Here is a 15,717-nt window from a genome sequence, read left to right as displayed (position 1 = left end):
CTTTCCAACATCACTTTTGCAGAAATTATTGGGTATCCTTCTCTGAGAGAGCCTTTAATAATCCTGCCTTCAGGACAAAGGTAGCTGACCGATTTTACACGACCCAGATTAGAAAAAAACAATCGAAACTCTTTGTTTGTTCTATTTTCATCAAGTGGATATTCTCTCCATGTTTCACCTCTTTTATCCATATCTTAACAATTAATATTTTTTAAAATTCAAATTCTTCGCCTAGATTGGGTAATATCAATTCGACATTTTTATCTTCAAAAGCAATTTTAGCTTGTTCGTGATCGATGCTTATCGCGGGAAAAGTATCGAAATGACAACCGATTACTTTCGTTGTATTCAATAAATCAGAAGCGGCAAAACTGGCTTTTCTAGGACACATGGTATAATGACCGCCGATGGGTAATATTGCAGTATCTATAGGCCCGTAAAGCTGTGGGAATATCGCCATATCGCTCATCACTCCGGTGTCTCCAGCAAAATAGAGATTTCTGTCCATAAATCTGAAGATGTACCCACAAGGTTCGCCGCCGTAAGTTCCGTCGGGGAATGAACTGGTATGTGATGCAGGCACCATGGAGATTTTAAGATCATCAATCTTGGCAGATCCTCCAAAATTAATATCTATAAATTTGGGATGTTTGAAATAGGCACAAATCTCGGGCTGTCCAATAACGACTGCTTCTGGATGCAGGGACAAAACCTCTGCCACATCTGCAATATGATCGCCATGTGCATGAGTAATTAGGACATAATCGATTTTTTGAGCAGCGATATCAAATCCTGTTTTTTCTTTTTGTAAAGTATAGAAAGGATCCGACAGTATCGTTTTACCTTGGTATGAAAATAAAAAACAATTTTGACCTAAGAATTTTATACGCATAGTTCTAACTTAATTTTTTTTTGTCTTTTAGTGAAGGACTTCACAAAGTTATTTAGGCAAATTTAACATAATATTTTAAGTTTTCAGCTCCTTATTGAAACAAATTGAGACCAGCTGCCAGTAATAAAGACATAACCAAAGTCATGATGCCTACTTGTTTCAGGAAAGGATCCAGCTCTTTGGGTTCGGAGACTTTCATAATTTTCCTTCTCAGTCCGGTCATTGGCAACAACAAAACCATCACGATGAATGGATAGTATTTTCCGGTTTCTAAAAAGCCGTTGTACCCTAAAAATGCAAGCAATAAAATTAGAGGCAGCATCAACAAAACCACTTCATAGACCATCGCATTTCTAAAGCCCAATCGCAGAGCCAAGGTCTTTTTTCCGCTGGCTCTATCGCTTTCTATATCCCTCATATTGTTTAGGTTAAGCACGGCGGTACTCATCATCCCAACTGCAGTTGCTGGTAATAAAATATCCCAAGACCACATTTTTGTGAATAAAAAATAAGAACCTCCCACAGAAACCCAACCGAAGAAAAGGAAAACCATAAGATCTCCCAATCCCAAATATCCATACGGTTTTTTACCAACGGTATAACCTATTGCTGCAAGAATACAAGCAACACCCAAGCCTATAAAAATCCAAAATTCTTGCATGAAATTTGGAAAAAAAGCTATGTACAACAAGAGTACGGTTGCCAAAAGAGAAAGTATGGCCATCGTGATGACTGCGGTTTTCATCTGTTGAGCTGTAATTTTGCCTGAAGCTACAGCTCTGGACTCGGCTTCGCTGATTCTTTGCGCATCGGTGCCTTTCACGCCATCGCCATAATCATTGGCGTAGTTGGAAAGAATTTGGTAAAATAAAGTTACCACCAATGCCAAAACCAAAATGCTCCAATCCCAAATTTCGCCTTCCTTCACCAGCCTCCATCTTGCTATAAAAGACCCCATTATTATCCCACTGAGCGAAAGTGGTAGCGTCCTGAGTCGTGCTGCTTGTATCCAATTAGATATCATGTATTTTATAAAATATTTTTATAATTAAAACCAATTTTTCTTAGAGTTTTCTATTTTGAAAAGACAAAAATTGGCTATTTTTTTTAATGAAGAAAACGAGGTTGTTTTCAGCTTCAAGTTTCCGCCGGAAGTGTTTAGAGTAATCGTTCCCAAATCACTTTCCTTTTGCCAAAAAAATTGGGTCAGTCGTATGCTTTGAACTTTTTCCAAATCGATGATTTTTGTTTTAACATCCCAAAATCCAGAATCGACTTTTACAAATTGATTGTTGATTTGCAACTTGTTATTTCTGAAGGAAATAAGAATGACCACTTCCATCAACAAAGCATAAATGAGAACCCCAATGGTATATTTTTCAAAAATAGAAAGTGCAAAAATACTGATAATTATCGGGACTAAAATGAATAAAACATTGGTCAGGATTATTTTTCGAATATTCGGTTTGATAGTCATTAAAAAATCGCCCAAATCGCCCCAAATATCGTACACTATTTCTTCTTTTTCTCTTTGGTTGCAACCCGGAATTACCTCTGCATTCTCCTTGACTTCATCCGTTTCTATTTGTTGAATTTTCAATTGCCAAACATCCAATTTTCTCTGAAAAAAATTCTGAGACGCTGTGATCATTTGTACTTTAGATAGCCCAACTGTGGTGTTTTTGGTATGGAACAATCCGTACTTCATGGTCCAATGTCTGGGTGTTTTCACAATCTCAAACTGATAAAATTTTATAAAAATCATCACCGCACGAATGAGTACCACTAAAAGGAAAAGCCCCAAAGCCATGCTTAGAAAACCTAAAGTATAGACTACTTCTTCCCAATGCTTGGACAGTTGTTTTTGATACCCCAAGACAAAATCGTCAATTTCTTTTTGGTCAAAAAAATCTTTTAATTTATCATAAATGTAAAAAATGAAACCAAAAATCGCAAAAAAACCACTTACATAATTCGCTGTAAATCCATACTTTAACAAAGAGGCATTCGAAATTATTATCGTTTTTTGAGAAGGGTTATTTTCAAAGACAACAGATTTATTTTCAACACGATGTCCGAGTAAATACTCTTTTAAAGCCATTGCATTTTCATGAGAAATGGCATGAATTTGCATTTCTTTTTTGTCGCCGCCAGGACTGTCTACTTCCAATTTATACAGATCTAAAATCCGATGGATAAAAGGTTGCTGAATGTTTACTTCCTGAATTTTTTCAACTTCTATTTTTGTCGTTTTCTTGTTGATCAGTCCTTTATTAATGATCAATTCACCTGTTTTTTCATCAACAAAATACGAGAAATTAATAAATTCTAAGATTGCATTTACAACCAGAAACAGAAATACAACGATCAAAATACCCACTAATAACTCAATTTTTGATGATTTCTTAAATAAAGCCAGGATATATAAAGGCCAAATTGCTTTTAGTACTTGCAAAAAATGAATGAGTGAAAACAGTACGATTCCTTTTTTGGACAATCTGTTTTTTTGGAACACATTGCTTTGCGACGGCTTATTCTGTTGGTCCATCCTGATTTTCTCTTAACTTGTTTTCACTTATTTCATCTTCCAAAAGAGCATTATCCATTGTTTCCTCATTAATTTTCTGAAGTACAAATTGGTTGAATTGTTCTGCAACATCTTTTGGAAGCCCAGCGATACGAATTTCCGAAATTGAGCCTGCGGTATAAAAAACAAGAGATTTCAGCCCATAGCTTCTCGAGATCCAACCTTCTTCCAAATCAATGTGCTGTATCCTACTGAGAGGCAACAACTCTATGGTTTTCAGGAATAACCCTTTTTGGCAAACCACATCTTTTTCCCGAAATGCATACTTTATCGTAAAAAAAGAAAAATAGTGATACACCACAACAAATGCGACCAATAAAAACAAGGTCGAAAATATATAAATGGAATATTCGTAAAAAATTTCTTGCCAGATAAAAAATACCGCTATCGTTATTGAAATGAAAAACGCCGAGAGTATCCCAGCATTTATCATTTTTACTTTTAGATAATCACGAGAAATCGATTGCATTTCTACATTTTCAAAATTGGGCAAATCATCAACAAAAATCTGATTGTTTTCAAATCTACTTTCGTTCATAAAACATTCAATTATAACATTTTATGAAATCCACTTGTCGTCACCGAAATCCGGTTTTCTCTTCTCAAGGAAAGCATTTCTACCTTCTTTGGCTTCCTCTGTCATATAGGCCAATCGGGTAGCTTCGCCTGCGAAAACTTGCTGCCCCACCATTCCGTCGTCAGTCAGATTCATCGCGAATTTCAACATTCGGATGGACAAAGGTGATTTTCCTAAAATTTCTTGAGCCCATTCGTAAGCGGTATCTTCCAGTTTTGCATGAGGAATTACGGCGTTTACCATTCCCATTGCTTCGGCATCTTTAGCGGAATAATTTCTTCCTAAAAAGAAAATTTCTCTCGCTTTTTTCTGACCGACCATTTTCGCCAAATAAGCCGATCCATAACCTCCGTCAAAGCTGGTAACATCGGCATCGGTTTGTTTGAAGATTGCATGTTCTTCGCTGGCCAAAGTAAGGTCGCATACCACATGCAAAGAGTGTCCTCCACCTACAGCCCAACCGTTCACCACAGCGATTACCACTTTGGGCATAAAACGGATCAATCGTTGAACTTCCAAAATATTCAAACGGTGTCTTCCATCTTCGCCTACATAACCTTGGTGTCCTCTGGCATTTTGATCGCCACCGCTACAAAAAGCATGACCTCCGTCTTTTGGACTTGGCCCTTCTCCTGTTAGCAAAACCACACCCACAGACGCATCTTCGGACACATGATAAAAAGCATCGTACAATTCGGAAGTCGTTTTGGGTCTAAAGGCGTTTCTCACTTCGGGTCTGTTAATTGCAATTCTTGCTACGCCGTTGCATTTTTTGTAGGTAATATCCTCGTATTCTTTTACGGTAATCCAATCCATAACTTTATAATAATTTTTGCGTAAAGATAAACTTTTAATAGAAAAATAAAAACCTCTTATAACAGCGATGTTTAGAGGATCTAAAAAAGAATAAGGACTCATTTCTGAGTCCTTATATTCGTAAAACTATCTCTTTTTCATCAGATGTGTAACTAAATCTTTGAATAATCTAATCATGATCAGTTACATTTAATTGGTTATTGATAGGACAAAGTTAATTATTTTTATGAAATCTACAAATAGAAATCAAAAAAATTAACAAGTAAATTAAGTATATTTGTAGGGTTAAAATTTATCAATGATTACAGTGGAAAGCATCGACATAAAGAAAGAAATTTTTGTAAAAAATGCCCATCTTAATAATTTAAAACACCTGGATGTCGTTATCCCAAAAAATAAACTGATTGTAATAACAGGAGTATCCGGTTCGGGAAAATCGTCTTTGGCATTTGATACCATTTATGCCGAAGGACAAAGGCGATATGTAGAATCTCTAAGTTCCTACGCACGACAATTTTTAGGAAAATTAGAAAAGCCAAAAGTAGATGACATCAAAGGATTGGCTCCATCCATCGCCATACAGCAAAAGGTTATTTCTTCCAACCCTCGATCTACAGTTGGTACTTCTACAGAAATCTACGATTATTTGAAACTCTTATTTGCAAGAGTCGGCAGGACTTACTCCCCAATTTCTGGTGAAGAGGTAAAAAAGGATAGCGTAACCGATGTAATCGATTTTATACAGAAAAATTCTAAAAATTCCTTTCTACTTCGTTGCCCTCTTTCCTTTGACATCCATTTGTTTAAAGAAAATCTAAAGACTTTAAAACTTTCAGGATTTACACGATTAGAAATCAATGGAAATGTCGCAAGCATAGAAGATTTGGAAAGTTTCGGATTTAGTCCGACCGAAGATATGGACATCCATTTGGTCATCGACCGATTTACTTATGAAGAGGACGAGAGTTTCCTTCAACGATTGGCAGACTCGGTTCAGATGGCATTTTACGAAGGTCATGGTTTGTGTTCTTTAAAAAATACGGATACCAATAAAATAAAATCCTTCTCCAATAAATTTGAATTGGACGGCATGGATTTTCTAGAACCGACCGTTCATTTCTTCAGCTTTAACAACCCGTACGGAGCTTGTCCGACCTGTGAAGGCTATGGAAAAGTTATTGGTATTGATGAAGATTTGGTGATCCCTAACAAAAACCTCTCTTTGTTTGAAGATGCGGCATCTTGTTGGAAAGGCGAAACCATGCAAGAATGGAAAAAAGAATTCATAAAAAAAGCCAAAGATTTCCCCATTCATAAACCGTATTTTGAACTGACTAAAGATCAGAAAAATCTTTTATGGAAGGGCGATGATACCAAAAACTTCCCGTCTCTCAATAATTTTTTCAGGATGTTAGAGGAAAACCTCTATAAAATACAATATCGCGTGATGCTCTCTCGCTATCGTGGAAAAACCGAGTGTCCGGACTGCGAAGGAAACCGCTTGAGACCAGAAGCCAATTATGTGAAAATTGACGGACATACCGTACAGTCTTTGGTTGATCTTCCTTTGGATGAGGTCTTGCCCATCATAAAATCATTGAAACTAAACAAACACGAAGCGGAAATCGCCAAAAGATTGACCTACGAAATCACCACTCGATTGGAGTTCCTGATCAAAGTTGGCCTAGGTTATCTAACTTTAAACAGAACCTCCAACACCCTTTCCGGAGGCGAAAGTCAGAGAATTAACCTGGCCACCAGTTTGGGAAGTTCATTGGTGGGTTCTATTTACATTTTAGACGAGCCATCGATTGGTTTGCATTCTAAAGACACCGAAAATCTCATCGAAGTATTAAAAAGTCTCAGGGATTTGGGAAATACCGTAATTGTTGTGGAACACGATGAAGATGTGATGCATGCCGCAGATTACATCATCGATATCGGTCCAGAAGCAGGAAATCTGGGTGGCGAATTGGTATTTTCAGGCGATTACGATCAACTAAAAAATGCACACACTTTAACTTCGGATTATTTAAATGGACGATTGGAAATTGAAGTTCCAAAGAAACGAAGATCCGCCAAAGAATTCATAAAAATAAAAGGAGCAAGACAAAACAACCTGAAAAACATTTCTGTTGACATTCCACTTGAAAATTTAACTGTGATAACCGGAGTTTCGGGTTCTGGAAAATCGACTTTGATGAAGGAAATTTTGGTTAACGACATCCAAATCCAACTGGGAATGGGTGGGAAAAAAGGCGATTATGACGAGGTTGAATTCCCAAAAAAACTTATTAAAAACATAGAGCTGATTGACCAAAACCCAATAGGGAAATCGTCCAGATCCAATCCGGTAACTTATCTGAAAGCGTACGACGATATCCGAGATCTTTTCTCCAAACAAAAATCATCAAAATTGCACGGATACAAACCCAAGCACTTCTCCTTTAATGTCGATGGCGGTAGATGCGACGAGTGCAAAGGCGAAGGCGTAATCAATGTTTCCATGCAATTTATGGCCGACATCGAACTGGAATGCGATGTATGTAAAGGACAACGCTTCAAAAATGAAATTCTGGAAATAAAAGTCGATGGTAAAAACATCTCGGACATCCTGCACATGACGGTGGACGAAGCATTGGAGTTTTTCCATGAAATACGAGAAGAAAAAATTGCACACAAATTGCAACCTTTGCACGATGTTGGCTTGGGATATTTGCAGCTGGGACAAAGCTCCTCTACCCTTTCTGGTGGCGAAGCTCAAAGGGTAAAACTCGCTTCGTTTTTGGTAAAAGGGGTGACAACCGACAAAACCCTTTTCGTTTTTGATGAACCCTCCACTGGACTTCACTTTCACGACATCAACAAACTGATGAAATCTTTGCAAGCCTTGATCAACTTGGGTCATTCGGTGATTGTTATCGAGCACCAACCCGACATCATCAAATCGGCCGACTGGATTATTGATATCGGTCCAGATGCTGGAAAATACGGCGGAGAAATCGTTTTTGAAGGAACACCAGAAGACATTGTGAATTGTAAAACTTCTAGAACGGCAAAATATGTTGAAGAAAAATTAAAAATTTAACAAAAAAAGTGGAGTTAGAATTGTTTTTTGGGAAATACCAACTGTGAAAATTATTTATTGAAAAAACATTAACTCAATCAATTCCAACCACTTAAAACATGAAACATCTCATGATGATCATTTCATTAATTTGATTATTTTTATACGCTAATAATTACAACCTTTAAATCTAAGTAAAAATGAGTTTCGAAGGAACTTTTGAACAACAACTATCCGAACAAACAGATCGCAAAAAAGCAACTGTTGAATTAATCAGAATCGTGAGCAATCTGTGGTATGAAAAATCCATAGAATTGGTAATTTTCCGTAACCAATTGGTGGACAGAAGTGTAAGCCAAACCCTAAGACTTCATGATTATTCAGAAGAATTTGTAGGAAAACCTATTTCCATCTACAAAACTTTAGAAATTGCTGAAGCAATCCAATCAATTGATTTGTGCCCTGCAAGAATCGACATCGGAAAACTAACTTATGAGTACCAGATGGAAGGAGACCAATTCTCTAACGCTGTAGATTTTGTTTCTCATAAATTAAAAGATGCTAAAGACCAAAACATTGCTCCTAAAGATGTTGTTCTTTACGGATTTGGAAGAATCGGCCGTCTCCTTACCAGAGAATTAATCTCTATGGCTGGAAAAGGTGGACAACTAAGACTTCGTGCTATTGTTACCAGAGATGCCAACGATCAAAAATCTTTGGACAAAAGAGCTGCATTATTGCAAGACGACTCTGTACACGGGGCTTTTCCAGGTACGGTAAAAGCAGATTTGGAAAACCAATCCCTAATCATCAACGGAAACAGCGTTCGAATGATTTCTGCTAAAAGTCCAGAAGAAATCGACTATACACAATACGGGATCAACAATGCTTTGATTATCGACAACACCGGTGTTTTCAGAGATGAGGAAGCCTTGAGCCTTCACCTAAAATCCATTGGTGCCGACCAAGTATTGCTAACGGCTCCAGGAAAAGGAGTTCCGAACATCGTATATGGTGTGAACCACGAAGAATACAATCCAGACGAAGTTAAAATTTTCTCTGCCGCATCTTGTACCACCAATGCCATCACTCCAATCTTGAAAGTTATGGAAGATGCTTATGGTGTAAAACACGGACACCTGGAAACCATCCACGCCTATACCAACGATCAAAATCTTGTAGATAACATGCACAAGAAATACAGAAGAGGTAGAGCAGCCGGTGTAAATATGGTAATTACAGAAACAGGAGCTGGTTCTGCGGTTGCTAAAGCATTGCCTCAATTGGCTGGAAAATTAACTTCTAACGCCATCCGTGTTCCTGTACCAAACGGATCTTTGGCTGTTTTGAATCTTGAACTTAACAAAACAACAAGCATTGAAGACATCAACAATGTTATGAAAAAATATGCATTGGAAGGCGAATTGGTAGAACAAATAAAATATTCTGTAAGCAACGAATTGGTATCTTCGGATATCATAGGTTCTTCTGCCCCATCCATCTACGATAGCAAAGCAACCATCGTAAGTGCAGACGGAAACAATGTGGTATTGTACATCTGGTACGATAACGAGTACGGATACAGCCACCAAGTTATGCGTTTAGCAAAACATATTGCGAAAGTAAGAAGATACACTTACTATTAATCGTCAATATTATGATAAAAAGAGGCTGTTTGAAATATTCAAGCAGCCTTTTTTATCCTTAGAACCTGTTAAAAATGAACAGGCTCATTTATCTAGCATTTTCATTTTCAAGTACGATGGCATACCCCTGTCCAACTCCGATGCACATGGTAGCCAAGGCGTATCGTTTTCCTCTTTTTTGCAATTCCAACGCTGCAGAATAGGTAATTCTAGCACCACTCATCCCAAGTGGATGTCCTAGAGCAATCGCTCCACCATTGACATTAACACGAGGATCATCATTGGCCAAACCTAAAGCTTTTAGACAGGCAATGCTCTGAGCTGCAAATGCCTCATTCAGTTCGATGATGTCGATCTGATCCAGAGTTAACCCTGCTCTTTTCAAGGCCAATTTTGTTGCTTCAACAGGACCAATCCCCATAATCCTAGGTTCGGTACCTGTTACGGCAGAAGTTACAATTCTAGCCAAAGGTTTTAGTCCATATTCTTTCACAGCATCTTCAGAAGCCACCAAAACTGCAGCAGCACCATCGTTCAATCCGGAGGCATTGCCTGCTGTTACCGATCCGGTTTCCTTTACAAAAGCCGGTTTCAACTTGGCCAAACCTTCTAGCGAAGTATTGGGTTTTATAAATTCATCCTGATTTACAAGAACGGCTTCCCCTTTTCTTTGTGGGATTTCAACCGTACATATTTCCTCTGCCAATCTCCCACTTTCTTGAGCTTTTTTAGCTTTCAGCTGAGAGTTTAGAGCAAAAAGATCCTGCTCTTCTCTGGAAATGGAAAACATTTCGGCTAGATTTTCGGCCGTTTTTCCCATGGCTTCTGTACCGTACATTTTCTCCATTTTGGCATTGACAAACCTCCATCCAAAGCTGCTATCGAACATTTTTTGATCGGTTGCAAAAGAAGATTCGGCTTTAGAAATCACAAAAGGGCCACGAGACATTCCCTCGACACCACCGGCAATAAAAAGATCGCCTTCGCCGGATTTTATAGCTCTGGAAGCTTGGGCAATGGCAGACATTCCGGAAGCACACAACCTGTTCACCGTTTCGCCAGGAACCACTACCGGAAGCCCGGCCAACAAAAGTCCCATTCTTGCCACATTTCTATTGTCTTCTCCTGCTTGGTTGGCACATCCTATGATGACATCATCAATTTTTTCTGTGGGAATTTGAGGTTGTTTTTCAACAATTTTTTTCAGTACAGTGGCCAGCATATCGTCGGTTCGCACCGCCGACAAACTGCCTTTAAAATTTCCGATGGCGGTACGCACCCCATCAATAATATACGCTTGTTTCATTTTTGATTTTGTAAAGTTCCAAATTTACAAAATTTAATGCTTTTTGATGTAGAAATCGTAGTGTATTTACCGCTAAAAAAAGCCGTTCGTAAAAGAACAGCTTTCCCATTGTCACTTCTTTTGTGAAGCCATAATGTTTTTTTCGATTTTGTGTTTCGGCCTTGACCATCGAATAATTTCTTCATCATTGAATTCTGACAAATCCAAATCATATACTTCGGGTTTCTTATGATCTTCAAAAGGCTTTTTGGGCTTAAGCCCCAAGGTGTCCAAAAGTATTTTATCCTCATTTAATTCAGGATTTGGTGTTGTCAATAATTTTTCACCAGAAAAAATTGAATTTGCTCCGGCCAAGAAACACAAGGCTTGAGCTTCATGATTCATCTGTTTTCTACCGGCAGATAATCGAATTTGAGTTTTAGGAAGTACCAAACGGGCTGTGGCAATCATACGGATCATTTCCCAAGAAGAAACCGTTGTTTGATTTTCCAAAGGTGTCCCTTCTACCGGAACCAAGGCATTGATAGGAACCGATTCCGGCAATGGGTTAAGAAGGGATAAAGTAAACAACATGTCGATACGATCCTCTGCCGATTCGCCCATTCCAATAATCCCTCCAGAGCAGATGGTTATTCCTGCATTTCTGGCGTTATCAATGGTTTTCAAGCGATCATCATAACTTCGGGTCGAAATAATTTCTTTATAATACTCTTCGGAAGTGTCAATATTGTGGTTGTATGCGTACAGACCAGCGGCTGCCAATCGTTTGGCTTGGTTTTCTGTAATCATTCCTAAGGTACAACAGACCTCCATTTCCATAGAATTTACGGTTTTTACCATATCTAAAACCCGGTCGAAGTCCTTGTTGTTCTTGACATTTCGCCAAGCTGCCCCCATGCAAAGTCTAGAACTGCCCAATTCTTTGGCTTCTTCAGCCGCTTTCACCACATCATCTACGGACAACATTTCATCCACATTCACTTTGGTGTGGTATCTTGCAGCTTGTGGACAGTAGGCACAATCTTCCGGACAGCCTCCCGTTTTTATAGAAACCAAAGTACTTATTTGCACTTCTTCCGGACAATGATGCATTCTATGTATTTCTGAAGCTCTATGGATCAGCGTGATCAGAGGCAAATTATAGATTTCTCGAATTTCGTCTTTGGATATTGATTTCATGAGATAAATCGTTTTTAATTATTTGGTCCATACATATTTGAAACCAAGACTAAACCATCTCGTTGGCATTGGAACGGCTCCGGATTCTCTATACTTCGTATCAAAAATATTGGTAACATCGCTGTACACCGTGAACGATTTCCATTGGTAATTCAGACGGAGATCGGTGATGGTATAGGCATCGTTCAATTCTCTTTTCAACCAACGATTTTCTACTTGTGCCGAAAAGTTTTTGTATTTGTACTGTAGTCCGGCAATCAGTTGATGCTTCAGCGATTCTAAGGTGTATTTTGAAATAACACTTCCGTTACTGATCAGTTCAGGATTAAGGTAATTGTAACTCAATTTATAACCAATACTTTGAGATTCTCCTAGGTAAAATTGCTGTTGGATACGAGCATACATACCTTGCACCCTATTTTTACCAAAGTTAATTGGCGAATACGGAACGCTTGTGTTTGGTCTTACCCAATCGATAAAATCGGTAATGTCTCTTTGGAAATATCCGGCTTGGAAATTGAAATTATTCTTAACATATCGGATGTTGGCTTCGTATTGCCAAGCATTTTCCGGTTGAAGATCAGGATTACCCACATTTCCAGGCTTTTGATTAAGGTACAAATCGGTGAAGGAAGGAATTCTTTGTCCCGTTCCTACACTTGCAGAAAATTTCCAATTGGAGTTTATTAAATACGCCACATCCATTCCCGGATAGACTTTCCAACCGTAATCGGTATTGTAGTTAACATACAAACCTGCGTTTGCAATTAATTTTTCTGAAAGATTGGTTTTGAATTCAGCAAAAGCACCGTGGTTGTTTCTTTTTCTATCTCCGATGTTGGTACTGTTGATTTCTTCTATTCTCGACTCCCAACCCATGCCAAATTTACCAATTGATGTTGCCAAACTACCGTTCAGTTCCAACATCAGCGCATTGGTATAATGTCTGGATCTGGCCACATCCAACTTGTCTTTGAAGTAGCGATAATCGTCTTCGTTGTAACGATCGCTAATTCTAGGTGAAAGGATCAAATTCCCAAATTGATGTTTGGATGAAATGCTAAACAAAGAGGTTTTAACAATTTCTTCAGAATTTTTATCTCCAGGAGCTGCATAAAACCCGTTGGCTCCAAACTGATTTTTTGTGTATCCTGCAAGTGCAGAAATACTGTGATTGGCGTTGAAATCATAATTTCCGTTGTAGAAAAATTTGTGACCTTCTTGCGCCGAGTTGTATCGTTGTCCGTTACTGCTGGTTTTATTGACCGAGAACAAATGGTTTTGTGTTTCGGTACCGTAATTTCCCGTAACCTGTATTCCACCACCGGCATAAATACCATCTTCATCCCCTTCTTCTTTGGATTTGAACGACGAACCCGCAAATAAATCGGCAGAAACAAAGGATTTTTTATCTTTTTTAGTTACAATATTGATGGCACCGGTCAGGGCATTTATTCCGTACATTCGCGCTGCTGCACCTCTCAATATTTCGATATGGTCGATGGCATCCATTGCTATGGGCAAGTTCATCATATTGTGAGCGGTTTGTGAGTCAATTAATTTTATACCATTAACCAAAACCAAAGTTTGCTCAAAAGATCCCCCATCAATACTGATGTCGGCTTGTGTACCAAACGGTCCTCTTTGTCTAACATCGACACCACCGACGAAAGAAAGAAGTTCATTGATGGACTTTGCAGGCATTTTAGCAATCTGTTCACGGCTGATCAGTTGTATATCACGGCTGGATTGACTAAATGGCGTATCCAAACGGTTTCCTTGTACTACGATTTCTTCTACCTGAGTTTCTTTATCCGTGTTTTGTGCACTAAAAAAAGCAAAACATCCCAACATGCTCAGCGTCATTAACGATTTCTTCATGAATTTTAATTTCTTTATTTACTATTTTAAGTCTGCAAATTTTAGAAATAAAAATTTAAATTTGCTCGTCCAGAATATTTAAAATGAGTAGTCCGGTAGAACATCCAATAACATCCATCATAAAAATCGACAGAAATGCCAAAGATCCCATCTATCTGCAGGTGGTTTACCAATTCATCAATGCGGTAAAAAGAGGTACTTTAAAGCACGGAAACCAACTGCCGGGGAGTCGATTGTGGGCTTCTGAATTGAAAATACATCGAAGAACAGTTGTGGCGGCATTGGAAGAGTTGAAAGCTCAAGATTGGATAGAGAGCATCCCCAATGTAGGAACTTTTGTAAAAAACGATGAAAACCCTTCCTTTAAAACCTATCAGGAGAAATCTAACTCTCAAAAACACTTGGTTCCGATCCGTTTTTATAGCAATTATATTTTAGAAAATCCGGTTCATGAAATGGATTGTCCGTACTTTTTCACCGACGGTCTTCCCGATTTTCGCATCATACAAAGTGATGAATTGGCTCGATTTTATTCCGGTGTATTGAAGAGAAAAAACAAATACCATCAACAAAAAAACATTCACAGAATAGGAAATTTGTACTTTAAGGAACAATTGAGTTACTACCTAAATACAAGCAGAAACCTTCATCTGAACAAAAATCAATTGATTACATCATCCAGTAGAGAAATCATCCTGAACATCATCACACAAATGTTCGTCAAAAAAGGAGATGTTGTTTTGGTGGGTGAGAAAAGTTATTTTTTCTCGAACATGATTTTCCGACAGGCAGGAGCTAAAGTGACCACCATCCCCATGGACCATGAAGGTCTGGATACGAATTACATTCTTAAAAATTTTGAAAAAGGAAAAGTGAGAATGTTGTACCTCAATTCAAAATTTTCCTATCCTACTTGCGAAAATATGTCCGAAAATCGCAGAAAATCACTTTTGGAATTATCTAAATTATTGGACATACTGGTTGTTGAAGACGATACCGATTTTGAAATTTCTTATGACAAACAGAACTTGCACTCGTTGTACAAAGAAAAAAATGACGCATGGGTCATCTACTTGGGAGCCTTCGGAAGGTTTTTGATTCCGGGATTTCAATCGTATTTTATGGTTGCCCCAGAAAACATCATCCACGAAGCACAGAAATACCTTTCTTTTTACGGCAATACCGACGATTACAAAGAACAGGCATTGGGCGAAATGATTGCAGAAGGCGACATCCACCGTTACCGAAGGAAAATTCAAAAAATCTATCGTGAACGACAAAATCTTTTTGTTAAACTTTTGAATGAATATTTTCCTAAAGAAATTCAGACAGAAATCCCCAATGGAGGAATGGCTTTATGGTTGAATGTAAATGCTAAAATCTCCCTTATAAAGTGGGTTGACCAATGCTTAGCCAACGGTTTGTACCTTCCAAAATATTGCTTGTATCAGGACAAAAACACTTCAGCCATTCGGTTGGGATATGCACACATGAATGAAGAAGAAATGAAAACCTCAGTTCAAATTTTTAGAAAATCGTTTGATGAAACTATGGATAATAACTCAAGTTTGGCATAAAATTTATTAAAGAAAAGAATGAAATATTTTAAGTAGAATAAAAAAAACATTAATTTTACATGATGAACTTGTTTAAAGTAAAAAAATCGATAAACACCTTTAAAAAAAGGCGTTAATTATTTGTTTAAAAGACTGGTATTCAGTATATTAGAGGAAAAATAACTACAAATTTCTCTATGCAAAAGAATA

Annotated in this window: 11 protein-coding genes; 3 read left to right on the top strand and 8 right to left on the bottom strand. The window is 38.0% G+C overall.

Annotated features, from left to right (window positions below; translation table 11 throughout):
• Positions 1–211 precede the first annotated feature (211 nt).
• From EIY84_RS08165 to EIY84_RS08145, 5 genes are all read right to left on the bottom strand, one after another.
• Positions 212–892, bottom strand: a complete 681-nt coding sequence (locus EIY84_RS08165) for a metal-dependent hydrolase (protein WP_124642059.1) — start codon at positions 890–892, stop codon at positions 212–214.
• Between the two features lie 91 nt (positions 893–983).
• Positions 984–1,913, bottom strand: coding sequence for a 1,4-dihydroxy-2-naphthoate octaprenyltransferase (gene menA, locus EIY84_RS08160; protein ID WP_124642143.1), 930 nt, complete (start codon positions 1,911–1,913; stop codon positions 984–986).
• A 27-nt stretch (positions 1,914–1,940) separates the two neighbouring features.
• On the bottom strand, positions 1,941–3,440 hold the full coding sequence (locus EIY84_RS08155) for a PH domain-containing protein (protein WP_124642057.1): 1,500 nt from the start codon (positions 3,438–3,440) through the stop codon (positions 1,941–1,943).
• Complete coding sequence (locus EIY84_RS08150; RefSeq protein ID WP_124642056.1) at positions 3,424–4,017, bottom strand: PH domain-containing protein; 594 nt, start codon at positions 4,015–4,017, stop codon at positions 3,424–3,426. The genes EIY84_RS08155 and EIY84_RS08150 overlap by 17 nt, the downstream gene beginning before the upstream one ends.
• A 21-nt stretch (positions 4,018–4,038) precedes the next feature.
• Positions 4,039–4,872, bottom strand: a complete 834-nt coding sequence (locus EIY84_RS08145; RefSeq protein WP_124642054.1) for a 1,4-dihydroxy-2-naphthoyl-CoA synthase — start codon at positions 4,870–4,872, stop codon at positions 4,039–4,041.
• Positions 4,873–5,170: 298 nt separating this feature from the next.
• Here EIY84_RS08145 and uvrA point away from each other — a divergent pair, with 298 nt between their 5' ends.
• Entirely contained in the window at positions 5,171–7,960 is a 2,790-nt protein-coding gene (gene uvrA, locus EIY84_RS08140; protein ID WP_124642052.1) for an excinuclease ABC subunit UvrA, read from the top strand.
• Positions 7,961–8,139: 179 nt separating this feature from the next.
• Positions 8,140–9,585 (top strand): glyceraldehyde-3-phosphate dehydrogenase, encoded by a 1,446-nt coding sequence (locus EIY84_RS08135; protein WP_124642050.1) that lies wholly within the window; start codon positions 8,140–8,142, stop codon positions 9,583–9,585.
• A gap of 88 nt (positions 9,586–9,673) precedes the next feature.
• On the opposite strand, the gene pcaF is transcribed toward EIY84_RS08135, so the two are convergent.
• The 3 genes from pcaF to EIY84_RS08120 all read right to left on the bottom strand — a co-directional run bounded on the left by pcaF (position 9,674) and on the right by EIY84_RS08120 (position 13,951).
• The gene (pcaF, locus tag EIY84_RS08130) at positions 9,674–10,891 is read right to left on the bottom strand and encodes a 3-oxoadipyl-CoA thiolase (protein ID WP_124642049.1); all 1,218 of its coding nucleotides are present in this window, start codon (positions 10,889–10,891) and stop codon (positions 9,674–9,676) included.
• Between the two features lie 111 nt (positions 10,892–11,002).
• Positions 11,003–12,070 carry a biotin synthase BioB gene (gene bioB / locus EIY84_RS08125; protein ID WP_124642047.1) on the bottom strand — a complete coding sequence of 356 codons (1,068 nt, stop codon included), beginning with the start codon at positions 12,068–12,070 and terminating at the stop codon, positions 11,003–11,005.
• Between the two features lie 18 nt (positions 12,071–12,088).
• Positions 12,089–13,951: a TonB-dependent receptor plug domain-containing protein gene (locus tag EIY84_RS08120; protein ID WP_124642045.1), complete on the bottom strand. Its 1,863-nt coding sequence runs from the start codon at positions 13,949–13,951 to the stop codon at positions 12,089–12,091.
• Positions 13,952–14,034: 83 nt separating this feature from the next.
• Between EIY84_RS08120 and EIY84_RS08115 the strand changes: the two genes are divergently transcribed.
• Entirely contained in the window at positions 14,035–15,528 is a 1,494-nt protein-coding gene (locus tag EIY84_RS08115; protein WP_124642043.1) for an aminotransferase-like domain-containing protein, read from the top strand.
• The last annotated feature ends 189 nt before the right edge of the window (positions 15,529–15,717 follow it).

The sequence above is a fragment of the Amniculibacterium aquaticum genome, from assembly GCF_003852705.1.
Lineage (GTDB): Bacteria > Bacteroidota > Bacteroidia > Flavobacteriales > Weeksellaceae > Amniculibacterium > Amniculibacterium aquaticum.
This window is presented reverse-complemented; position numbering and strand designations above follow the sequence as displayed.

What these genes read in the sequence shown, in the direction of transcription:
- EIY84_RS08145 (WP_124642054.1), bottom strand. Translation starts at nt 4,872, where the DNA reads ATGGATTGGATTACCGTAAAAGAATACGAGGATATTACCTACAAAAAA.
- EIY84_RS08135 (WP_124642050.1), top strand. Translation starts at nt 8,140, where the DNA reads ATGAGTTTCGAAGGAACTTTTGAACAACAACTATCCGAACAAACAGAT.
- EIY84_RS08120 (WP_124642045.1), bottom strand. Translation starts at nt 13,951, where the DNA reads ATGAAGAAATCGTTAATGACGCTGAGCATGTTGGGATGTTTTGCTTTT.
- EIY84_RS08155 (WP_124642057.1), bottom strand. Translation starts at nt 3,440, where the DNA reads ATGGACCAACAGAATAAGCCGTCGCAAAGCAATGTGTTCCAAAAAAAC.
- EIY84_RS08165 (WP_124642059.1), bottom strand. Translation starts at nt 892, where the DNA reads ATGCGTATAAAATTCTTAGGTCAAAATTGTTTTTTATTTTCATACCAA.
- bioB (WP_124642047.1), bottom strand. Translation starts at nt 12,070, where the DNA reads ATGAAATCAATATCCAAAGACGAAATTCGAGAAATCTATAATTTGCCT.
- uvrA (WP_124642052.1), top strand. Translation starts at nt 5,171, where the DNA reads ATGATTACAGTGGAAAGCATCGACATAAAGAAAGAAATTTTTGTAAAA.
- pcaF (WP_124642049.1), bottom strand. Translation starts at nt 10,891, where the DNA reads ATGAAACAAGCGTATATTATTGATGGGGTGCGTACCGCCATCGGAAAT.
- EIY84_RS08150 (WP_124642056.1), bottom strand. Translation starts at nt 4,017, where the DNA reads ATGAACGAAAGTAGATTTGAAAACAATCAGATTTTTGTTGATGATTTG.
- EIY84_RS08115 (WP_124642043.1), top strand. Translation starts at nt 14,035, where the DNA reads ATGAGTAGTCCGGTAGAACATCCAATAACATCCATCATAAAAATCGAC.